This window comes from Kitasatospora sp. NPDC002965 (genome assembly GCF_040611255.1).
Lineage (GTDB): Bacteria > Actinomycetota > Actinomycetes > Streptomycetales > Streptomycetaceae > Kitasatospora.
The window spans coordinates 129,637-151,338 of record NZ_JBEXNT010000005.1 but is presented as its reverse complement, the minus strand read 5'-3'; the positions used below and the strand labels follow the sequence as shown (position 1 = coordinate 151,338).

The following is a 21,702-nucleotide window of genomic DNA, read 5'->3' as shown; positions in this document are numbered from 1 at the left end:
CGGGGGGGCGGGCACCCCGTGCTGGGGTGCCCGCCCACCGGCATGTCGTGGCGCGCTGCGGACCGCCGGCGGACCTCCCCCGAGGACACGGCCGCCGTCCGTCGTACCCCGGACAGGAGGCCGGGGCCGCGCGAAGCGGAAGGGTGGTTGGAGTGGATCGGTCTACTTGGGCGCCTTCTTGCCGGTGACACCCAGGTACACCAGGGGAGCGAGGTTGGGCTTGAGGTCCTTGACCTTGACGCCCCAGGAGGTGAAGGCCTTCTGGTGCTCGGCCGCGGAGGCGAGCAGCGAGACCAGTGACCCGGCGACCGCTGCCGGATCCAGTGACTTGTCGGCCTGGCCCTTCGCCTGGAGTTCCTTGACGGCTTCCGTGAGCGGCTTGGCGACCGCGTTGAGGACGGTCATGCGGATCTTGAAGAACCGCTTGTCCCCTTCGGCGGCACCGAGCGTGACCACTCGGAGAATGGCGTCGTTCTTGCGCCAGAAGGCGAGGAATCCGTCGACCAGTTCTTCCGAAGTGGCCGTGCCGGACTTCCCTGCCCAGGACTTTCCGGCCACCAGCTCTTTGAGGGTGTCGGCGTCCTTGGCCATTTCCTCGGCGATTTCGAGGACAGCGCCCTCGACATCCGGGAAGTACTGGTAGAAGGTCGCGGGGGAGGTACCCGCCATACGGGCGACGTCGATGACCTTGACGTCCCGATAGGGCGACGTGCTGAGCATCTCGCGGAGGCAGTCGAGCAGCTTCTGCCGCGTCTCCTGTCCGCGTCGCCCGGCGACGCGACCGTCGACGGTGCGAACTTGTCCTGTCATGCCGTCAGCTTACCGTGGCACGATCTTGGCGCGATTCGGTGATGCGACTATTACTCCGCACGGGGGTTGGTATAGGTGCGTGAAGCACTTCGGACGGATATTCATCGCGCCCCCGGAGGCGTCTTTGGCGCCCCCCCGTGTGCTTTTGACGCCACAGGGTGACGACCCCTCCGCTGAGGGGTGGTCGAGTAACGGAGCGTGACGATTACGGTTCGGGTGTGACCTGCCCCGCTCGGGGGCTCCGGGCGTGTCGGCGGCAAGCCGCGGCCGGAGCGGACGTCAGAATCCGGCCGTTCCTGCGGCACTGACCGGGCAGTGGGCCGCCGGACCGGCACTGAACGCCGGTGGGCGGGGGAGGTTGGAGTTGCACCCGGCGGCATTGGACAATCAGGTCCGGCACCACGCGGCGGGTGTCCGGCACCACGCGGGCGGTGCGGAAACGGGGAGGTGGCAGCGGGTGGACCAGCTGACGGCGCACGATCCGAGGCGAATCGGGCCCTTCGAGGTACTGGGGCGGCTCGGCGCGGGCGGAATGGGCCTGGTCTACCTGGCGCGCTCCGCGTCCGGCCGGCGGGTGGCGATCAAGACCGTCCGGGGGGAGTTGGCGGAGGACGAGCTGTTCCGGGTCCGGTTCGCCCGGGAGATCGAGGCGGCCAAGACGGTCGGCGGGTTCTACACCGCGGCCGTGGTCGACGCGGACGCGGACGCCCGGGTGCCCTGGCTGGCCACCGCCTACGTGCCGGCCCCCTCCCTGGAGGACCTGGTCACCGACTGCGGGCCGCTGCCGGCCGGGGCGGTGCGCTGGCTGGTTGCCGGCATCGCCGAGGCGCTGCAGTCCATCCACGCGGCCGGGCTGGTCCACCGCGACCTCAAGCCCTCCAACGTGCTGGTGGTCGAGGACGGCCCCCGGGTGATCGACTTCGGCATCGCCGCCGGCGTCTCCAGCACCCGGCTGACCATGACCAACGTGGCGGTCGGCACCCCGGCGTACATGTCGCCGGAGCAGGCCCGGGACAGCAGGGGCGTCACCGGCGCCAGCGACGTCTTCTCGCTCGGGTCGCTCCTGGTCTTCTGCGCCACCGGCCACCCGCCCTACCGGGGCGCGAACCCGGTCGAGACGGTGTTCCAGCTGCTGCGCGAGCAGCCCGACCTCTCCGGCCTGCCGGCCGAGCTGGTCGACCTGGTCCGGGCCTGCATGCGGCCCGCTCCCGAGCACCGGCCGACCCCGGAGCAGATCCAGGCCGAACTGGCCCCGCACCTGTTCTCCCGGGACGACGCCTCCGGCGAGGCCGGGGACTGGCTGCCGCCCAACGCGCTGGCCATGATCGAACGCAAGCGCGGTCGCCGGCAGCCCCCGCCGGTCGTCGTGCCGGCCGCCCCCGTGCAGCCGCCCGTCGCCCCGCCGGTGCCGCAGCCGCACCACCAGGTCCCGCCGCAGGGTCACGGCCAGGACGACCCGCGCACCCGGCCGGGCGGGCGTCACGCCCCGCCGCAGGCCGGGCCGGTGCACACCACGCCGCTCGGCCAGGACCCGGAGCCGGCCACCGAGAAGCTGGCCGCGCCCCGCCGCCACCGCGCGCCGGTCGCCGAGGAGAGCGCCGTCGAGGTGCGGCTGTCCGGCGCCTCGGTGCGGATAGGGCCCGGGCCGCGCGCCGAGCAGGCCGGCTCGGGCGCGGCGCCGGCGGAGACCGACTGGGTCCGCCGGATCACCCCGCCCCCGGCCCGGGCGGCCCGCTGGCGGCCCTGGCGGTTCCGGATGTCCAACGACGTCTGGGGCACGCCGGTGGTCGCCGACGGCACCCTGTTCGTCTCCAGCTTCGAGGTGCACGCGCTGGACATCGCCTCCGGGCAGCGCCGCTACAAGACCCGGGACGTCGCCTGGGCGCTCGCGGTGGACGCCGGCCGGGTGCACGCCGCCGACGGCCCCCACCTGTACACGGTGGACGTCGCGGACGGCGCCGAGCGCTGGCGGCACTCGCTCGACGGCTGGGTGTACTCGCTGGACGCCGCCGACGGCGTGCTCTGTTGCGGGATCCGGGGCGGCGGCGTGCAGCTGCGCTCGGCGGCCGGCGGCGCCGAGCTGTGGCGCGCCGACGACGCCCAGCAGGACTACGAGAACCCGCAGTCCGGCCCGGCCCTGGTGGGGGGCGCGGCCTACTACTACGGCGGCGGGCGGCTGCGCTGCGTCGACCCGCGCGGCGCCGGCCTGCGCTGGTCGGTCCCGGTCGGCGAGGACGTGCCGTCCCGCCCGGCCGAGCGCGCCGGGGTGCTGTACGTGACGGCCGGTACCCGGGTCTACGCGCTGGACGCGGCGAGCGGCGCCGAGCGGTGGCGGTTCGAGGCCCCGGTGGTGCTGTTCACGCCGCCCGTGCTGGACGCCGACGCGGTCTACGTCGCCGACTACCTCGGCACGGTGTACGCGCTGGACGCGGCCACCGGGCGGGACCGCTGGCGCGCGGCCACCGGCAACCGGCAGGGCGCCGAGCCGGTGGTGGTCGGCGACGGCATGGTGCTGGTCGGCAGCGGCGAGGTGCTGTACGCCTTCGAGGCGGCCACCGGGCGGGAGCGCTGGCGGTACGCGGCCCGGGGCGAGATCGTCGGCTCCCCGGCCGTCGCCGACGGGCTGGTCCACCTCGGCAGCCGGGACCACTCGCTGCACACCCTGGACCTGGCCGGCGGCCGGCTGCGCTGGGAGCTGGGGACCAAGGGCGAGCTGACCGGCTCCCCGGTGGCGGTCGGCGGGAAGGTGTTCGTCGGCTCCAAGGACCGCTGCGTCTACGCGCTGGACGCGTTCTACGGGACGGCGGTGCCCTCGCACTGACCCGTACGCCCGGTGCGCCCGGGAGGGCCGGGAGGGCCGCGCCCGGGGGCCGGGTCTCGGCCTCGCGGCCCTGGGCCCGGCCTAGGGCCGGCGGCGGGCCTCCGGGTGGCGCGCGCACCAGCCCTCCCAGGCCGAGGCGACCATCTCCTCGACCCCGTGGCGGGCGGTCCAGCCCAGCTCGCGGTGGATCAGGTCGGCCGAGGCCACCACCCGGGCCGGGTCGCCGGCGCGGCGCGGGGCGTACTCCGGAGTGGTGTCGTAGCCGGTGACCCGGCCGATGACGTCCAGCACCTCCCGGACGCTGACGCCCTCGCCGCGGCCGATGTTGAGGACCAGGCGGGTCTCGCCCGCCGGGTCGGCGGAGAGCCGCCGGGCCGCCGCCACGTGGGCCGAGGCGATGTCGGAGACGTGGATGAAGTCGCGCACGCAGGTGCCGTCGGGGGTCGGGTAGTCGGCGCCGAAGACCCGCGGGGCCAGGCCGGCGGTGAGCCGTTCGAAGACCATCGGGATCAGGTTGAGGACGCCCGCGTCGGAGAGCTCCGGCGAGGCGGCGCCGGCGACGTTGAAGTAGCGCAGCGAGACCGTGGACAGGCCGTGCGCCCGGCCGGCGGAGGAGACCAGCCACTCGCCGGCCAGCTTGGTCTCGCCGTACGGGTTCATCGGCGCGCAGGGGGCGGACTCGGTGACCAGGTCGACGTCCGGCATGCCGTAGACGGCGGCGGAGGAGGAGAGGAGGAAGCGCCGCACCCCGGCGTCGACGACCGCCTCCAGCACGGTCTGCAGGCCGGCCAGGTTCTCCCGGTAGTAGTGGAACGGCCGCTCGACCGACTCGCCGACCTGCTTCTTGGCGGCGAAGTGCAGCACCCCGCGCACGTCGTGGCCGTGCAGCGCCGCGTCCACGGCGGGCCGGTCCAGCGTGGAGCCCTCGACGAGGACGACCCCCTCCGGCAGCCCGCTGCGGTTCCCGGTGCTGAGGTCGTCCAGCACCACGACCCGCTCGCCCGACGCCACGAGCTGCTGCACCACGTGGGTGCCGATGTATCCGGCACCACCGGTGAGCAACCAAGTCATGCCCGAGATCCTAGGCGTTCCCGCTCCCTCGGTACGCAGCGGGCGAGTCGGCACGGCTATTCGGACATTTCGGTGAAATGCTGACAAAGATCTCTGCGCCATGTCCGTGTACCGAGGGAGCCGGAGGCCGTCACCGTGAACCGCAAGAAGGAGCCCACCCGTCCGATCCCGGCCGGACCGCGTCCGACCGGACCGAAGGCGTTCGCCGGGAGGCCGCTCGCTCCGGGTGCGGTCGCCGCACTGACCGCCCTGGCGCTGGCCGCTCCTGCGCTGGCCGGGTGCAGCAGCGGTTCCTCCTCGTCGTCCGCCTCCTCGGCCCCCTCCTCCGCTCCCTCGTCGTCCCCGTCGGGCGCCCGGGCGGGCGGCGCCAACCAGCTCCAGGACGACTACCAGCGGGTGATCAAGGACGTCCTGCCCTCGGTGGTGCAGATCACCACCGCCACCGGCCTCGGCTCCGGGATCGTCTACGACGACAAGGGCGACATCGTCACCAACGCCCACGTGGTCGGTTCGGCCACCACCTTCGCCGTCACGCTGGTCAACAGCAGCAAGCCGCTGGACGCCACCCTGGTCGCCAGCTACCCGGAGTCCGACCTCGCGGTGATCAGGCTGAGCAGCCTGCCGGGAGGTCTCAGGCCGGCCGCCTTCGCGGACTCCACCAAGGTCGAGCTGGGTCAGATCACCCTCGCCATGGGCAGCCCGCTCGGACTCTCCAGCAGCGTCACCCAGGGCATCGTCTCGGCCACCGGCCGGACCGTCTCCGAACCGAGCGGCGGCGGCTCGCCCGGCGCCACCATCGGCAACATGGTGCAGACCTCGGCCGCGATCAACCCCGGCAACAGCGGGGGCGCACTGGTGGACCTGAACAGCCGGGTGATCGGCATCAACACCCTCGCCGCCACCGAGCCCGAGGCCAACGGGGCCGCCGCCCCCGGCATCGGCTTCGCCATCCCGGCGTCCACCGTGACCGGCATCGCCGACCAGCTGATCAAGGACGGCAAGGTCACCAACTCCGGTCGCGCCGCGCTCGGCATCACCGCCCGGACCTTCTTCGACCAGAGCTTCCAGCCGGCGGGCGCCGCCGTGGTGGCCGTCGCCCCCGGCGGCCCGGCCGCCTCTGCGGGCCTCCAGCCCGGGGACGTGATCACGAAGATCGGCGACACCGAGGTCACCTCGCTGAACTCGCTCACCACCGCGCTGGCCTCGCTCGCCCCGGGCAGCAAGGTCACCGTCACCTACACCCGGGACGGCCGGAGCGGGACGACCGAGGTCACCCTCGGCACCCTGGAGACGCCGTAGGGCGTCCCCCGAGCCCCCGGGCGGCGGCCGGCCCGTACACCGCGCAAGGGTTCGCGGGCCGCCGCCGTCCGGGCACCAGTCGTCCGGGCACCGGCGAAACCGGGCCCCGTCGCCGGGAGGCGACGGGGCCCGGTTGGGTTTCCGGCCGGAGGTTCCCGCTCAGCGCCGGGCGGTGCGGGTCCGCCAGGGGAGCTCGATCGTCACCGTGGTCGGGCCGCCGTGCGGGCTCTCCACCAGGAAGACGCCGTCCACCGCCTGGATGCGCTCGGCCAGGCCGCCCAGGCCGCTGCCCGGGTAGGGCGCGGCGCCGCCCTTGCCGTTGTCCTGGACCAGCACCATCAGCTGGTCGCCGGCCCGCCAGACGTCCACCGTCGCGGAGCGGGCACCGGAGTGCTTGGAGACGTTGGTCAGCAGCTCGCTGACGGTGAAGTACGCGATGCCCTCGACCGCCGAGTCCGGCCGCTCGGCCGTCCCGTCCCGGCCCTTCAGGTCGACGTGCACCTTGACCCCCTCCGGCACCGTGCAGCGGGCCGCCACCGAGGAGAGCGCCGCGTCCAGGCCGCGGTCGGTGAGCACCGCCGGGTGGATGCCGCGAGCCAGGTCGCGCAGCTCCTGGAGGGCGATCTTCACCTCGCCGTGCGCGTTGCCGACCATCTTCGCGGCGGCGGCCACGTCCTCCGGCGACTCGGTCTCCTGCAGCCGCTCCTTCGCCATGCCGAGGTCCATCGCCAGGGCCACCAGCCGGGCCTGGGCGCCGTCGTGCAGGTCGCGCTCGATCCGGCGCAGGTCGGCGGCGGCGGTGTCGACCACGGTGCCGCGGTCGTCCTCCAGCTCGCGCACCCGCTCGGAGAGCGCCCCCCGGTAGAGCAGGGTCTCCACCAGCATCCGGTCCACCTCCGACTGGTAGCGGACCACCCACGGCAGGACCGGCCAGCCGACCAGGACGCAGACCAGCGTCAGGGTGAAGCTGAGGATGCCCCAGGGCAGCATCAGCACGTAGTAGAGGGCCGAGCGCCAGGAGAGCGCGTCGGTCAGCTGGGCGATCGCGAAGCCGGTGATTCCCGGGCGGCGGCGCTGCACCGGCTCCGGCTCGTGCACCCCGGAGTTGTACAGGGACCGGGCCCGGCGGCGGGCGAACCCGCCCATGGCCCGGCAGCCGGCCAGCCCGGCGGCGAGCAGCGGCAGGCCGATCACGGTGACCGACAGCCCCAGGCCCACGGAGAGCGTCACGATCGTGAAGACGAACCCCGCGATGCCGATCGGCAGGTTCAACAGCAGCTGCCCGACCTGCCGCCACATCCGCGCGCCGTACAGCGGGGCGCGCTCCGCCGGCACGTCCCGCTCCTTCGTGCCGTCCGCGGCTCGGCGGTGCAATGGCTTCATCTCGGTCTACCGTCCCTCTCGGTCGAGCTGGTGATCCAAGCTTCGCCGGTCCGGGGCGCACGATGCCATGGGGGTGATACGTCTTCCCGGGCGGGGGTTATCCCCACCCCGTCCGAGGTGGGGCGGCGATACCGGGCGTCCACCGGATGTCCACCGGCCGTCTTGCGGATCGGGCAGGGTACGGGGTACCTGTGCGGTGCACTTAGACTCACGCTCTGGCGATGGTTATGAGCGTGTAAAGAGACGTCGTAGAACTGCCCTGCGGGCGGTTTCCACGGCCGATGTGGAGGCGAGGGCATGGAGGGGCAGCAGGCGGCTGTCGCCGCGGCCGACCCGGCGGCCGGCAGCGGCTACTTCGACGCGTACGCCGCGATGGGCCTGCTCGCCGTCGTCGGCGTGCTCTTCGTCGTCGTGGCGTTCACCGCGAACCGCCTGCTGCGGCCGGTGGTGTACTCGCCCGAGAAACTCCTCGCCTACGAGTGCGGCGTGGACCCGGTGGGGGAGGACTGGGCGCACACCCAGGTCCGCTACTACGTCTACGCCTTCCTGTACGTGATCTTCGCGGTCGACGCGATCTACCTGTTCCCGTGGGCGACCGTCTTCGCCTCCGCCGGCTACGGCGCCGGGACGCTGATCGAGATGTTCGTCTTCATCGGCTTCCTCGCGGTCGGGCTGCTCTACGCCTGGAAGAAGGGCGTTCTGGAATGGACGTGACGCACACCCACCCGCACGGGCACGGCGCCCCGGACGGTCCGGTTCCGCTGGGCGTGCCCGACCCGTCGCGCCCCGGCGCCGCCGCCGAGCGGCGCAGCATCGGCCCGCTGGCCCGGCTCGCGCCGGACCCGGTCAAGGTCGTCCTCAACTGGGGGCGGCGCTACAGCCTCTGGTGCTTCAACTTCGGCCTGGCCTGCTGCGCGATCGAGTTCATCGCCGCGTCGATGGCCAAGCACGACTTCATCCGGATGGGCGTCATCCCCTTCGCGCCGGGCCCCCGGCAGGCCGATCTGATGATCGTCTCGGGGACGGTGACCGACAAGATGGCGCCCGCCGTCAAGCGCCTCTACGAGCAGATGCCCGAGCCGAAGTACGTCATCTCCTTCGGCGCCTGCTCCAACTCCGGCGGCCCCTACTGGGACTCCTACTCCGTCACCAAGGGGGTCGACCAGATCATCCCGGTCGACGTCTACGTGCCCGGCTGCCCGCCCCGTCCGGAGGCGCTGCTCCAGGGCATCCTCAAACTGCAGGAGAAGATCGCCGCCGAGTCGCTGCCCGGCCGCTACACCGCACCCGCCGCGGCGCTCCGCCGCCCGCTGGTGGCCGGGCCCGGTTCCGCCGAGGGAGGGGCCTCATGACCACGGCCGAGCAGTACGCGGCGTCGGTCGGGGAGTGGGCGACCGGCGCCGAAGCGTACGGGCTGATCACCGTCGACGTCCCCGCCGAGCACTGGATCGAGGCGCTCACCGCCGCCCGTGACACGCTGGGCCTGGGCTTCTTCGACTGGCTGAGCGCCGTCGACGAGCTGGCCGAGGGCTTCTCCGTGATCGTCCACCTCGCCTCCGTCGACGCCCCGGGCGTCCGCCACCTGGCGCTGCGCACCCGGGTGCCGCGCGAGAAGGCCGCCCTGCCGACCGCCGTGTCCGTGTACGCCGGTGCCGCCTGGCACGAGCGCGAGACGCACGAGATGTTCGGCATCGACTTCCCCGGACACCCCTACCTCGCCACCCTGCTGCTGCCGGACGGCTTCGAGGGGCACCCGCTGCGCAAGGAGTTCGTGCTCGCGGCCCGGGTCGCCAAGGCCTGGCCGGGCGCCAAGGAGCCGGGCGAGTCCGACCACGGCGACGGGCCGGCGCGGCGCAAGATGCAGCCGGCCGGTGTGCCGGACCCGAACGAGTGGGGTCCCCTCAAGGGCACCCTTCCGCCGGTCGCGGAGCGGCCCGCGCGGGCCGCGCGGGCGGCGGGCGCGGCCCGGACCCCGCGTGCTGCCGGGGCTGCCGGGGCTACGGCCCGTGCCGCGGGTGCGTCCGCCGAGGGCGGCGCGGCCGTGCGGGCGGACCGGCCGCGCCGGACCAGGACGGTCGACGACGGTTCGGTCAGCCAGGCCGCGGAAGCAGCGACGGAAGCGGTGGCGGAAGCAGCGACGGACGCGGCCGGGGCGGCTGCGCCGCCGGTGCGGGCGGACCGGCCGCGCCGGGTCCGGTCGGTCTCCGACGGCTCGGTGAGCCAGGCGGCCGGCGCGGGACCGGAGGCCGACGCGACGGGGGCCCCCGAGGCCGCTGCCGCGCCCGCTCCGGAGGCGGTCGCCCCGGAGGCCCCGGCTTCCGCGACCGGTGCTCCCGGGGCTCCGGCCACCGAAGCTCCGGCCACCGAAGCTCCGGCTCCCGGAAGTGCCGCTCCTGAGGTCGCCGGTGAGGAGCGGCCCGGACGCCCGGCGCCCGCGCGGACCAGGTCCGCCGACGCGCCGTGGCACAACCCGGTGCCGGCCCACGACGACTCCCCGAAGGCCCCCGACGCGGACAGGTCCGCGGAGCCCGAGGCGCCCACGAAGCCGGAGTCCGGCGCGCCGGCCGCGGCGGGCGGCCCGAGCGACGACCCGAGCGGGAAGAGCGACGACGGCGGGACACCGGCCGAACCGGCCGGCCAGGACGGAGACAGCGCGTGAACCTGCTCGACACGGCGCTGCGCTGCGTCGCCACGCTGGTCGTCTTCCTCACCTTCCCCCTGCTCATCGGCCAGACCGAGCACAAGGTGATGGCGCACATGCAGGGCCGCCTCGGCCCGATGTACGCCGGCGGCTTCCACGGCTGGGCGCAGCTGGTCGCGGACGGGGTCAAGTTCGCGCAGAAGGAGGACATCGTCCCGGCCGGCGCGGACCGGCGGATCTTCCAGCTGGCGCCCGCCGTCTCCTTGCTGCCGTACCTCTTCGTGCTGCTCGCGATCCCGGTCGGCCCGGACGGCTTCGTCGGCCAGGCGGTCGACGCCGGACTGTTCTTCGTCCTCGCCGTCATGGGCGTCGGCGTGATCGGCAAGCTGATGGCGGGCTGGGCCTCGGCCAACAAGTTCTCGCTGCTCGGCGGCCTGCGGACGGCCGCGCAGCTGATGTCGTACGAGCTGCCGATGGTGCTCGCGGCGGCGTCCGTCGCGATGGCCGCCGGGACGCTGTCGCTGCCCGGGATCATGGACGCCTGGGAGTGGTACTGGATCCCGTGGCAGATCATCGGCGCGTTCGTCTTCTTCGTGGCCGGTCTGGCCGAGCTGCAGCGCCCGCCGTTCGACATGCCGATCGCCGACTCGGAGATCATCTTCGGCGCGTACACCGAGTACACCGGCCTGCGCTTCGCGCTGTTCCTGCTCTCCGAGTACGTGGGCATCCTGGTCGTCTCCGCGCTCACCGCGGTGCTCTTCCTGGGCGGCTGGCACGGACCGCTGCCGGACCAGCTCGGCTGGCTGTGGACCATCCTGAAGACCTTCGCGCTCGCCTTCGTGGTGATCTGGCTGCGGGTCACCTACCCCCGGTTGCGCGAGGACCAGCTGATGCGCCTCGCGTGGACCGTGCTGATCCCGCTCGCCCTCGTCCAGCTCGCCCTCACCGGCGTCATCAAGGTGGCGATCTCATGAGCTTCCCCGGCGCCGGCCTGGCCAAGGGCCTGGCCGTCACCCTGCGGACGATGACGAAGAAGACCGTCACCGCGCAGTACCCCGAGGTGCAGCCCGACCTCCCGCCGCGTTCGCGCGGCGTGATCGCGCTGCTGGAGGAGAACTGCACGGTCTGCATGCTCTGCGCCCGCGAGTGCCCGGACTGGTGCATCTACATCGACTCCCACAAGGAGACGCTGCCGGCCGCCGACCCGAACGCCCGTGCCCGCACCCGCAACGTGCTGGACCGGTTCGCCATCGACTTCTCGCTCTGCATGTACTGCGGGATCTGCATCGAGGTGTGCCCGTTCGACGCGCTGTTCTGGTCGCCCGAGTTCGAGTACGCGGAGACGGACATCCTGGAGCTCACCCACGAGCGGGACCGGCTCCGGGAGTGGATGTGGACCGTACCGGTGCCGCCCGCGCTGGACCCGGCGGCCGAGGAGCCCAAGGAGATCGCCACCGCGCGGAAGGCCGCGGACAAGCTGGCCGCCGCCGCTGCCGCGGCTCTCGAACAGGGGGGTGACGCGCAGTGAGCGCCGCCACCCTGCTCGCCGCGACCGGGTCGCTGGACCCGGCCGCGCGTTCCTTCCTCTCCCCGACCGGGGTGGAGATCGTCTTCCTGCTGGTCGGCATCGCGGTGCTCGGTTCGGCCGTCGTCGCCGTCACCACCAAGCAGCTGGTGCACGCCGCGCTCTGGCTGGTGGCCGCGCTCGGCGGGCTGGCGGTGGAGTTCCTGCTGCTCACCGCCGAGTTCATCGCCTGGGTCCAGGTCCTGATCTACCTCGGTTCGGTGGTCGTGCTGGTGCTGTTCGGGCTGATGCTCACCAAGGCGCCGATCGGGCGCTCGCCGGACGCCGACTCGGGCAACCGCTGGGTCGCCCTGGTGGTGGCGCTGGCCTCGGGCGGCACCCTGGTGACGCTGGTCGTGGACGCCTTCCGGACGTCCTGGATCGACCTCGGCGCGGGCGGTGGCTCCGCGGCGGTGACGGGCGCGAGCCTGTTCCGGACGTGGGTGCTGCCGTTCGAGGCGCTCTCGGTGCTGCTGCTGGCCGCGCTGGTCGGCGCGATCGTGCTGTCGCGCGGCGGCGGGCGCCGGGTGCCGGTGCCCCGGGCCGGGCGGATCCGGGCCGGCAAGCCGGTGGGTTCCAACGGGACGGTCGCCGCGACCGCGCCGAAGGCCGCCCCCGCGGTTCCGGCCGTCGAGGCCGTCGAGGCTGCCGAGGCCGCCCCGGCCGCCACGGCTGCCCCGGCCGTCGAGGGCGCCGCCTCCGCTCCCGCTTCCCCTCCGGCCTCCGCTCCGACCACCCCCGAGCAGGAGGGCTGATGCACCTCGCCTACCCCGCCGTCCTCGCCGCGCTGCTGTTCAGCGTCGGCGTGTACGGCGTGCTCGCCCGGCGCAACGTCATCCTGGTGCTGATGTCCGTCGAGCTGATGCTCAACGCCGTCAACCTCAACCTGGTCGCCTTCGACGTCTGGCTGCGTGACTCGTTGCACGCCGGCCAGGCGCTGACCCTGTTCACCATCACCATCGCCGCCGCCGAGATCGGACTCGGGCTCGCCGTCGTCCTGCTGCTGTTCAGGGCCCGGGGCACCGCGGACATCGACAAGGTCACCACGCTGGGCGACCCGGCGGAGTCCACCGTCGACATCGAGGAGGCGCCGGTCGGAGCCGAGGCGCTGAAGGGCCGGGCCGCCGCATGAACCTCGCCCTGCCCGCCCTCGTCCCCGCCCTGCCAGCGCTCGGCGCGGCCGCCACCCTGGCCGTCGGCAAGCGCGTCCCCGGTCTGGCCAGGCCGCTGGCGATCGTGCCGGTGGCCGTCTCGGCCGTGCTCGCCCTGGTCGTCGCGATCCAGCTCGGCAGCGGTCAGTCGCTGGACGTCGCCACCCGGCTCACCCCGACCGGCGGCCCGGACATCGCGCTCGCCTTCCACCTGGACGGCTACAGCTCGCTGATCTCCGTGCTGGTCGGCCTCGTCGCCACCTGCGTGCAGGTCTACTCGACCGCCTACCTCAAGGACGACCCCCGCTACCCCTCGTACGCGGCGCTGGTCTCGCTCTTCACGGCGGCGATGTTCCTGGTCGTCTACTCCGGCGACCTGATCGTGCTGCTGGTCGGCTGGGAGATCATGGGCATCTGCTCGTACTTCCTGATCGGCCACCACTGGGAGACCCAGGACGCCCGCTCGGCCTCGCTCAAGGCCTTCCTGGTCACCAAGCTCGGCGACGTCCCGTTCCTGTTCGGCATCTTCCTGCTCGGCGCCGACGCCGGGAGCTTCCGGATCGAGGACGTGCTGCGGGCCGCCGCCGACGGACAGCTCGGCCACCCCACGCTGACCGCGCTGCTGCTGCTCGCCGGCGTGGCCGGGAAGAGCGCGCAGTTCCCGCTGCACACCTGGCTCCCGGACGCGATGGCCGGCCCGACCCCGGTCTCCGCGCTGATCCACGCCGCCACCATGGTCGCCGCCGGCATCTACCTGGTCGCCCGGCTGCTGCCGGTCTTCCTGCTCTCCGGCGCGGCGCTGGTCGTGCTGGCGGTGATGGCGGCCGTGACGATGATCGGCTCGGCGCTCTGCGCGCTCGCCCAGGACGACCTCAAGCGGGTGCTCGCCTACTCGACCGTCGGCCAGCTCGGCTACATGGCCGGCGCGCTGGCCAGCGGCGACCGCGAGGCGTCCGTCTTCCACCTGGTCAGCCACGGCGCCTTCAAGGCGCTGCTCTTCCTCGCCGCCGGTGTGGTGATCCACGCCGCGCACACCAACTCGATCTCCGTGATGTCCCGGATGCCCGGGCTGCGCAAGCGCGTCCCGGACGCCTACTGGACGATGGGCATCGCCCTGGTCGCCCTGGTCGGTCTGCCGCCGTTCTCCGGCTTCTTCAGCAAGGAGGCGGTGCTGACCGCCGCCGAGCACGCCGCCAACGGTGAGGCGCTGACCAACGGCGTCGGCCCGGCCTCGGCCGTGCCGCAGGCGGCCGGGTGGATCGTGCTGATCTCGGCCGGGCTCACCGCGCTGCTCACGGCGGCGTACGCGACCCGGATGTTCCTGGTCGCGTTCCACAGCCCGGCCACCGCCGGGGCGCCGGCCACGGCCGTCGCCGCCGGTGCCGCCGGTGCCGGGGTCTCGGTGCCGACCGCCGCGGGGTCCTCCGACCACGAGGCCGGTGCGCCGTACTCGCCCGAGGTGGACGAGGCCGACCCGGCCACCGCCGAGCCGCCCGCGATGCGCTGGCCGCTCTGGGTGCTGGCCGTCCCGACCGTGGGCTTCGGCGTCGCCGGCCTGCGCTCGGACTGGCTGCCCGCACTGCTCGACGGCGGTTCGCTGCGGCCCTCGGCGGTCACCGCCGTCACCGGCACCGGCCTCGCCGTGGTCGGCATCCTGCTGGCGTACGGGGCCTGGCGCTCCGCCACGGCCCGGCTCGGCGCCGGGCAGCCCGCCCCCGCGGCGGCGGGCCGGGTACCCGAGCAGGCCGGATCCCCGGCCGCCGAGGTGATCGCCGCCGATCCCGGACGCGCCCTGCTCGGTCCGCTGTTCGACCCGGCCCGGCACGGATTCGGCGTCGACCGGCTCTACGGAGCGCTGTTCGTCCGCCCGGTGGCCGCCGCCGCACGGCTGGTCCGCTTCCTCGACCGCGAGGTCGTGGAGACCTACGTACGCGGCAGCGGGGTCGGTGCCAACCTGCTCGGCCGGGCCGTCCGGCTCGCGCAGACCGGCAACGCGCAGACGTACCTCAGCGCGCTGCTGGCCGGTGTCGTCCTGCTGGTCGTCCTGGTGGCGGTGTAGCCGGATGAACCAGCCGATCCGTTCCACCCCGTCGACCGCAGCCCGTAGGAGCCTCCGATGAACGCGGTCCTCATCGCCCTCCTCGCCCTGCCGGTGCTCGGCGCCGCGCTCACCCTGGCGCCGGTGTTCGGCACCGACGCGGCCGCCGCCGACCGGCGCGCGCTGCGCTTCGGCACCGTGCTGACCGGCGTCGTCCTGCTGCTCACCGTCGTCCTGGCGGCCGGTTTCGACCACGACGAGCCCGCCCGGATGCAGGCCACCACCGACGTGGCCTGGATCCCGGCCGTCGGCGTGCGGTTCCACCTCGGTGTGGACGGCGTCTCGCTCCCGCTGATCGTCCTGACCTCGCTGCTCACCTTCCTCTGTGCGCTGTACTCGGAGCGGCGGCTGCCGTCCGGGGAGGGCGTGCCGTCGGCCCGCTCCTTCGTCGGGCTGTTCCTCCTCCTCGAAGTGGGCATGCTCGCCACCTTCGCGGTGCTGGACCTCCTGCTCTTCTTCGTGGCCTTCGAGATCGTGCTGATCCCGATGTACTTCCTGATCGCCCGCTGGGGCACCGGGGCCAAGGTGCCGGCCGCCAACCGGTTCATCCTGTACACGCTGCTCGGGTCGGCCGTGATGCTGCTCGGCTTCCTGCTGGTCGGCGGCAAGGCCGGAACCTTCGACATGCAGGCGCTGGCCGCCGCCCACGGCTCGGGCCTGAGCCACTCCACCCAGGTGATCGCCGCCCTGGCGATCATGGTCGGGCTCGCGGTCAAGGCCCCTGCCTGGCCGCTGCACAGCTGGCTCCCGGACGCCCACACGGCGGCCCCGACGGTCGGCTCCGTGCTGCTCGCCGGCGTGCTGCTGAAGATGGGGACGTACGGCCTGGTCCGCGTCCTCCTCCCGGTCGTCCCCGACGGCACGGCGACCCTCGCCCCCTACCTGGGCGCCTTCGCCGCCGTCGGCATCGTCTACGGCTCGCTGGCCTGCCTCGCGCTGGCGCGGCCCGGCGCCAAGGGCGACCTCAAGCGCCTGATCGCCTACTCCTCCGTCGGCCACATGGGCTTCGTCCTGCTGGGCATCGCCTCCCTCACTCCGGTGGGCGTCAACGGCGCGCTGTTCGCCAACATTGCCCACGGTCTGATCACCGGTCTGCTCTTCTTCCTGGTGGGCGCGATCAAGGACCGTTACGGCACGGCGGACCTCGACACCCTGGCCGGTACCACCGGCGCCGCCCTGTACGGACGGGCACCGCGGATCGGCGCGCTGCTCGCCTTCGCGGCCGTCGCCAGCCTCGGCCTGCCCGGGCTGGCCGGCTTCTGGGGCGAGCTGCTCGCGATGTTCGGCGCGTTCGACCCGGCCGAGGGCCTCTCGCGTCCCGCGTTCGTCACCTACATGGTCCTGGCCGGTCTCGGCACCCTCCTCACCGCCGCGTACCTGCTGATCGTGGTCAGGCGGGTCTGCATGGGCGATCCGAAGCAGCCCGCACCGGTGGCCGAACTCGCCGACCTGCGCCCGTACGAGGCCGTCAGCTGGACGCCGCTGGTCGCCCTCACCCTGCTGGCCGGTCTCTGGCCCGCTCTCCTGCTCGGTCTCTCCGAGCCCGCCGTCAAGCACCTCCTCGGGGGTGGCTGACCATGCTCGGCACCCAGCTGAGCGCCCAGCTCCTCGGCGCGCAGCTCAGCACGCAGCTCGGCACGGGCAGACAGCTCGGCGCCGCGACCGGCACCGCACTCGGACCTCACTCCACGGGGCAGCCCACTGTGACCTCCCTCGCCGTAGCCAACCCGGGCAGCCTGATCCAGTCCGTGGACTGGGTGGCGATCGCGCCCCCGCTGATCGCCGCGCTGGCCGCCCTCGCGGTGCTGGTCACCGACCTCTTCCTGCCCGAGCGCCACAAGCGGCTGCTCGGCCGACTCACGGCCGGCGGACTCGCCCTGGCGCTCATCGCGCTCCTCCCGCTCGTCGGAGGCTCACCCCGAGCCACCTTCTGTGCGCAGAACGTAACAGGGGTCACCGACAACGCGGGCTGCTCGTACGTCGCCGACCACTTCGCCCTGGTCTTCCAGCTGCTCGCGCTCGGCGGCGCGCTGATCGCCGCCCTGCTCTCCGCGCACACCGTGGAGGACGAGAAGCTGCCCGGAGGCGAGTACTGGTTCCTGCTGCTCTCCAGCGCCGCCGGCGCCGCCCTGCTGCCCGCCTCCCGCGACCTCGCCACCCTGGTGATCGCCCTGGAGGTGGCCTCGCTGCCGGCCTTCGCGCTGGTCGCGCTCCGCCGGGACGGCCGGGGGGCCGAGGCCGCGCTCAAGTTCTTCCTCTCCTCCGTCACCGCGACCGCCGTGATGCTGCTCGGCGTCGGCTTCGTCTACGCCGCGAGCGGCAGCCTGCACCTGGGCGCCGTCGCCACCGGCCTGGAGCACGCCCCCGCGCAGCTGAAGCCGCTGGCCCAGGCCGGCGCGGTGCTCACGCTGGCCGGCTTCGCCTTCAAGGTCGCCGCCGTCCCGTTCCACTTCTGGGTGCCCGACACGTACACCGGCGCCCCTCTCCCGGTGGCCGGCTACCTCTCGGTGGTCGGCAAGGCGGCCGGCCTCGCCGGGCTCGCCCTGGTCACCACGATCGCCTTCCGCCCGTACGCGCACACCTGGGGCCTGGTGCTGGCGGTGCTGGCGGCCGTCACCATGACCGTCGGCAACGTGGGCGCGCTGCGCCAGCGGTTCGACACCCGGTTCAGCGCGGTGCGGCTGCTCGCCTGGTCCTCGGTCGGCCAGGCCGGGTACCTGCTGGTGCCGCTGGCTGCCGCCGGCTACGCGCCCACCACGACCGACCCGCTGGGCGCCACCGCCGCGTACGCGCTGATCTACGGCGTGGTCAACCTCGGCGCCTTCGGCGTGGTGGCGGCGGTCGGCCGCCGGGCCGGGACCAGCGTCGACGACTTCCGCGGCCTGTTCGCCCGCAGGCGCTGGACGGCGCTGGCGCTGGCCTTCTTCCTGCTCTGCCTGGCCGGGCTGCCGCCGGGCGTCATCGGCCTCTTCGGCAAGGTGGTGGTGTTCCGCGCCGCCGTCGACGCCGGGCTGGGCTGGCTGGCCGCGGTGATGGCCGTCAACGTCGTCGTCGCCCTGTACTACTACCTGCTCTGGACGGCGCGGCTGTTCGCCCCGGCGGAGGCCGCCGGGGAGGCGCCGGCCGCCTCCGAGCGGAGGCTTCCGGTCACCCTGACGGCCACCCTGGGGCTCACCGCCTCGGCGGCGGTGGTGCTGTCGGTGGCTCCGCAACTGGTGCTCCAGGTGGTCGGCGGCTCGCTGTTCTGAGGCGGGTGGGGAAGCCCCGGTACGCCTGAGCTGGTCCTCCGGTCGGGTGTCGCGCTGGTCACAAGGGAACAAGGCCCCGGGCCCCACCCGTTGACCGGGCAAGAGGGACGAGGCAGAAAGGGCTTCCCCACGCACCATTGGAGGGCCAGCCGTGCACCGCCGGCACAATGGACTGAGGACCGCCGCCCTGCTCGGCGGCCTCTCGGCGCTGATCCTCGTGATCGGCAGCTTCTTCGGCCGGACGGGCCTCGTGGTCGCCCTGGTGGTCGCCCTCGGCACCAACGCCTACGCGTACTGGAACAGTGACAAGCTCGCCCTGCGGGCCATGCGGGCCCGCCCGGTGAGCGAGATCGAGGCACCGCGGCTCTACCGGATCGTCCGGGAGCTCTCCACCTCGGCCCGCCAGCCGATGCCCCGGCTGTACATCTCGCCGACCCCGGCCCCGAACGCGTTCGCGACGGGCCGCAACCCGCGCAACGCGGCGGTCTGCTGCACCGACGGCATCCTGCACCTGCTCGACGAGCGCGAGCTGCGCGGCGTCCTCGGCCACGAGCTGAGCCACGTCTACAACCGCGACATCCTGATCTCCTCGGTGGCCGGGGCGCTCGCCTCGGTGGTGATGTTCCTGGTCAACTTCGCCTGGCTGATCCCGTTCGGCCGCGGTGACGACGACGACGGGCCCGGCCTGTTCGGGATGCTCGCGATCATGATCCTGGGACCGCTGGCCGCCTCGCTGATCCAGCTGGCCGTCAGCCGCTCCCGGGAGTACCAGGCCGACGCCGACGGCGCCCGGATCACCGGCGACCCGCTCGCCCTGGCCGGTGCGCTGCGGAAGCTGGACGCCGGGACCCGGCAGCTGCCGCTGCCCCCCGAGCCGCAGATCAAGACCGCCAGCCACATGATGATCGCCAGCCCGTTCCGGCCGGGCGAGGCCGGGACGAAGCTGTTCTCCACCCACCCGCCGATGGCCGAGCGGATCGCCCGCCTGGAGCGGATGGCAGGCCGCCGGGACTGACCTCGCGCGGGGGGCCGCGGGGCCGCACGGTCCCCGGGGCCCCGCCGCGGCGGGGACCCTCCGGGCTCAGCCGGTCGTCTCCTCGTACGCCCGCCGGAGCCGCCGGACGCCCTCCGCCACCATGGCGGGGCTGTCCGCGGCCGCGTAGCTGAGCCGCAGGTGCGGGGCCGGGGGCTCGGCGGGGTGGTACGGGCGGCCCGGGGTGACCAGCACGCCGGCCCGCAGGGCCGCCGCGGTGAGCACCGTCTCGTCGGTGCCGTCGGGGAGCCGCAGCCAGAGGTGGTAGCCGCCGAACCGGTGCGCGCCCAGCAGCCCGGGCAGCTCGTGGCGCAGCGCCGCCACCGCGGCCCGCCGACGGTCCCGCAGCTCGGCGCCGAGCGTGCGCAGATGGCGGGCCCAGCCGGGGTCGGCCACCAGTTCCAGGGCCGCCTCCTGGAGCGGCCTGGGCACGAAGAAGCTGTCCACCACCTGGGTGGCGCGCAGCCGTTGCAGCGCCGGGCCGCGCGCGGTGAGCGCGCCGATCCGCAGGTTGGGCGAGGTGGCCTTGGTGAGCGAACTCAGGTGGACCACGATGCCGTCCGGGTCGTCGGCGGCCAGCGGGCGCGGCAGTGCCGGCGCGTCGGCGTGGACCAGGCGGCGGGCGAAGTCGTCCTCGATCACGAAGGCGCCGGCCGTCCGGGCGATCCGCAGCACCTCGGCGCGGCGATCGGGGGAGAGCACCGCGCCGGTCGGGTTCTGGAACAGCGGCTGGCAGAAGAACACCCGGGCCCGGGTGGCGTCGAAGGCGGCCGCGAGCAGGTCGGGGCGCACGCCGTCCCCGTCCACCGGGACGGGGACCGGCCGCAGCCCGGCGGCCCTGGCCACGGCGAGGGCGCCCGGGTAGGTCGGAGACTCGACCAGCACGGGGGCGCCCGGGGAGGCGAGCGAGCGCAGGGCGATGGTGAGGGCGCTCTGGCCGCCGGCCGTGATCAGCACGTCGCCCGCGCCGAGCGGGCCGCCGCTGCCGCCGATGTCCCGGGCGAACCAGGTGCGCAGCTCGGTCAGCCCGTCCACCGGCGGGCGGTCCCAGGCGCCCGGCCGGCGTCCGGCCCGGGCCAGCGCGGCGGCGAGCAGGCGCTCGGGCTGGAGCGAGGCGTTCGGGTAGCCGCCGTTGAGGTCGAGCACGTCGGGCCGGGGGACGTTCAGCATGGCGAACATCGGTCCGGCGCCGACGTCGCGCGGGCCGGCCTCGGCGCTCAGCGCGACCTCCTGCCAGGAGAGGTCGCCCGGGCGGGCGGGCGGCGGGGCGTGCGGGTGAGCGCCGTCGGACGCAGCGGACGCCGCGGTCGGCGCGGTCGCGGAGGTCCGGAAGACGCCGGCGCCGGGCCGGGAGACCACCAGGCCCTCCGCGGCCAGCACGGCGACCGCCCGGGAGACCGTTCCCGGGCTGACCTGGTGCCGCTCCGTCAGGACCCGGCTCGACGGCAGCTTCCGCCCTTCCGGGTAGCGCTCCACTTCCCGGCGCAGTCTGTCGGCGAGTTCGACCACACTGCTACGCTCGTTCATGAAGACACAAGATAGCGCTACGCATCGTGCGGCGGTAGCAGCGAAGCCCGCGACGAGCCGCCCGGTCGGCCCCACCGACCCCGGTCCCGTAAGCGCGGCACCCGCCGTCGGCGTCACCGGCACCGCCCTGGCGGCCCTCGGTGTCCTCTCCTTCTCGTTCAGCTTCCCCGCCACCTCCTGGGCGCTGACCGGCTTCGGCCCGTGGACGGCCACCGGGCTGCGCGGCCTGCTGGCGGGGCTGCTCGCCGCACTCTGCCTCGCTGCCGCCCGCGTCCCGGTGCCCGAACGGCGGCACTGGCCCGGCCTGCTGGTGGTCTCGGCCGGCTGCGTGCTCGGCTTCCCGCTGCTCACCACGCTCGCGCTGCAGAGCTCCTCGACCGCGCACTCCGCGGTCGTCATCGGCGTGCTGCCGCTGGCCACCGCGTCGGTCGCCGCGCTGAGGGCGCGCCGGGCGTCGGGCCGGTCCGGTGGCGCCGGCGCGGCGAGCCGTCCTTCCCGGACCTTCTGGTGCGCGGCGCTGGCCGGCGCCGCGGCGGTGCTGGGCTTCACGCTGGTGCAGAGCCACGGGCGGCCGAGCGTCGCGGACCTCTACCTGTTCGCGGCCCTGCTGGTCTGCGCGGCCGGGTACGCGGAGGGCGGCCGGATCTCCCGGGAGATCCCGGGCTGGCAGGTGATCGGCTGGGCGGTCGTCGTGGCGCTGCCGGTCACCGGGCTCATCACGGCGGGAGCGCTGGCCGTCGAGCCGGTCGGGTTCGGGGCGAAGGCGGTGGCCGGGCTCGCGTACACGGCGGCGGTCTCGCAGTTCGGCGGGTTCGTCCTCTGGTACCGGGGAATGGCGGAGATCGGCGTGCCGAAGGCCAGCCAGCTGCAGCTGGCGCAGCCGCTGCTGACGCTGGTCTGGTCGGTGCTGCTGCTGGGCGAGGAGCTGCCTGCGGCCGCGCCCGTCACGGCCGTGGCGGTGCTGCTCTGCATCGCGGTCACCCAGCGGTCCCGGACGTGAGACCGGGGCGTGGGGCCGGGGCGCCCGGGCCCGTGGTCGTCCCGGGCCCGGGCGAC

18 protein-coding genes are annotated in these 21,702 nt (G+C 74.1%); 14 read left to right on the top strand and 4 right to left on the bottom strand.

Annotated elements, in window-relative coordinates; translation table 11 throughout:
- Nucleotides 1-162: 162 nt before the first annotated feature.
- Nucleotides 163-810, bottom strand: coding sequence for a TetR family transcriptional regulator (locus tag ABZY91_RS04250; RefSeq protein WP_266311629.1), 648 nt, complete (start codon nt 808-810; stop codon nt 163-165).
- 457 nt (nt 811-1,267) lie between these two features.
- Between ABZY91_RS04250 and ABZY91_RS04245 the strand changes: the two genes are divergently transcribed.
- Nucleotides 1,268-3,631, top strand: coding sequence for a PQQ-binding-like beta-propeller repeat protein (locus ABZY91_RS04245; RefSeq protein WP_329885473.1), 2,364 nt, complete (start codon nt 1,268-1,270; stop codon nt 3,629-3,631).
- An 81-nt stretch (nt 3,632-3,712) separates the two neighbouring features.
- Here ABZY91_RS04245 and galE read toward each other — a convergent pair whose 3' ends face one another.
- Nucleotides 3,713-4,702 (bottom strand): UDP-glucose 4-epimerase GalE, encoded by a 990-nt coding sequence (galE, locus tag ABZY91_RS04240; RefSeq protein WP_329885472.1) that lies wholly within the window; start codon nt 4,700-4,702, stop codon nt 3,713-3,715.
- A gap of 249 nt (nt 4,703-4,951) precedes the next feature.
- Here galE and ABZY91_RS04235 point away from each other — a divergent pair, with 249 nt between their 5' ends.
- Nucleotides 4,952-6,001, top strand: coding sequence for a trypsin-like peptidase domain-containing protein (locus ABZY91_RS04235; RefSeq protein WP_355399602.1), 1,050 nt, complete (start codon nt 4,952-4,954; stop codon nt 5,999-6,001).
- A 159-nt stretch (nt 6,002-6,160) separates the two neighbouring features.
- Here ABZY91_RS04235 and ABZY91_RS04230 read toward each other — a convergent pair whose 3' ends face one another.
- Entirely contained in the window at nt 6,161-7,300 is a 1,140-nt protein-coding gene (locus ABZY91_RS04230) for a sensor domain-containing protein (RefSeq protein WP_329885742.1), read from the bottom strand.
- A 381-nt stretch (nt 7,301-7,681) separates the two neighbouring features.
- On the opposite strand from ABZY91_RS04230, the gene ABZY91_RS04225 reads away from it, so the two are divergent.
- From ABZY91_RS04225 to htpX, 11 genes are all read left to right on the top strand, one after another.
- Nucleotides 7,682-8,098: an NADH-quinone oxidoreductase subunit A gene (locus ABZY91_RS04225; protein ID WP_329885471.1), complete on the top strand. Its 417-nt coding sequence runs from the start codon at nt 7,682-7,684 to the stop codon at nt 8,096-8,098.
- Nucleotides 8,089-8,736: an NADH-quinone oxidoreductase subunit B family protein gene (locus tag ABZY91_RS04220; protein WP_329885470.1), complete on the top strand. Its 648-nt coding sequence runs from the start codon at nt 8,089-8,091 to the stop codon at nt 8,734-8,736. Before ABZY91_RS04225 ends, ABZY91_RS04220 begins: the two co-directional genes overlap by 10 nt.
- The gene (locus ABZY91_RS04215; RefSeq protein WP_355399590.1) at nt 8,733-10,043 is read left to right on the top strand and encodes an NADH-quinone oxidoreductase subunit C; all 1,311 of its coding nucleotides are present in this window, start codon (nt 8,733-8,735) and stop codon (nt 10,041-10,043) included. The genes ABZY91_RS04220 and ABZY91_RS04215 overlap by 4 nt, the downstream gene beginning before the upstream one ends.
- A complete protein-coding gene (gene nuoH / locus ABZY91_RS04210; protein ID WP_329885468.1) occupies nt 10,040-10,999 on the top strand; it encodes an NADH-quinone oxidoreductase subunit NuoH in 960 nt (319 codons plus the stop codon). The genes ABZY91_RS04215 and nuoH overlap by 4 nt, the downstream gene beginning before the upstream one ends.
- On the top strand, nt 10,996-11,553 hold the full coding sequence (locus ABZY91_RS04205) for an NADH-quinone oxidoreductase subunit I (RefSeq protein ID WP_329885467.1): 558 nt from the start codon (nt 10,996-10,998) through the stop codon (nt 11,551-11,553). Before nuoH ends, ABZY91_RS04205 begins: the two co-directional genes overlap by 4 nt.
- Entirely contained in the window at nt 11,550-12,344 is a 795-nt protein-coding gene (locus ABZY91_RS04200; protein WP_355399587.1) for an NADH-quinone oxidoreductase subunit J, read from the top strand. The genes ABZY91_RS04205 and ABZY91_RS04200 overlap by 4 nt, the downstream gene beginning before the upstream one ends.
- Nucleotides 12,344-12,721 carry an NADH-quinone oxidoreductase subunit NuoK gene (nuoK, locus tag ABZY91_RS04195; RefSeq protein ID WP_329950330.1) on the top strand — a complete coding sequence of 126 codons (378 nt, stop codon included), beginning with the start codon at nt 12,344-12,346 and terminating at the stop codon, nt 12,719-12,721. The genes ABZY91_RS04200 and nuoK overlap by 1 nt, the downstream gene beginning before the upstream one ends.
- Entirely contained in the window at nt 12,718-14,799 is a 2,082-nt protein-coding gene (locus ABZY91_RS04190) for an NADH-quinone oxidoreductase subunit L (RefSeq protein ID WP_355399585.1), read from the top strand. The genes nuoK and ABZY91_RS04190 overlap by 4 nt, the downstream gene beginning before the upstream one ends.
- Before the next feature lie 57 nt (nt 14,800-14,856).
- On the top strand, nt 14,857-16,413 hold the full coding sequence (locus tag ABZY91_RS04185; RefSeq protein ID WP_355399583.1) for an NADH-quinone oxidoreductase subunit M: 1,557 nt from the start codon (nt 14,857-14,859) through the stop codon (nt 16,411-16,413).
- A gap of 2 nt (nt 16,414-16,415) precedes the next feature.
- On the top strand, nt 16,416-18,086 hold the full coding sequence (locus ABZY91_RS04180) for an NADH-quinone oxidoreductase subunit N (RefSeq protein WP_329885462.1): 1,671 nt from the start codon (nt 16,416-16,418) through the stop codon (nt 18,084-18,086).
- 151 nt (nt 18,087-18,237) lie between these two features.
- Nucleotides 18,238-19,101 carry a zinc metalloprotease HtpX gene (htpX, locus tag ABZY91_RS04175; RefSeq protein WP_329885461.1) on the top strand — a complete coding sequence of 288 codons (864 nt, stop codon included), beginning with the start codon at nt 18,238-18,240 and terminating at the stop codon, nt 19,099-19,101.
- Between the two features lie 66 nt (nt 19,102-19,167).
- On the opposite strand, the gene ABZY91_RS04170 is transcribed toward htpX, so the two are convergent.
- A complete protein-coding gene (locus ABZY91_RS04170; RefSeq protein WP_355399580.1) occupies nt 19,168-20,646 on the bottom strand; it encodes a PLP-dependent aminotransferase family protein in 1,479 nt (492 codons plus the stop codon).
- Here ABZY91_RS04170 and ABZY91_RS04165 point away from each other — a divergent pair.
- Nucleotides 20,645-21,646, top strand: a complete 1,002-nt coding sequence (locus ABZY91_RS04165; protein WP_355399578.1) for a DMT family transporter — start codon at nt 20,645-20,647, stop codon at nt 21,644-21,646. The genes ABZY91_RS04170 and ABZY91_RS04165 overlap by 2 nt on opposite strands.
- Nucleotides 21,647-21,702 lie beyond the last annotated feature (56 nt).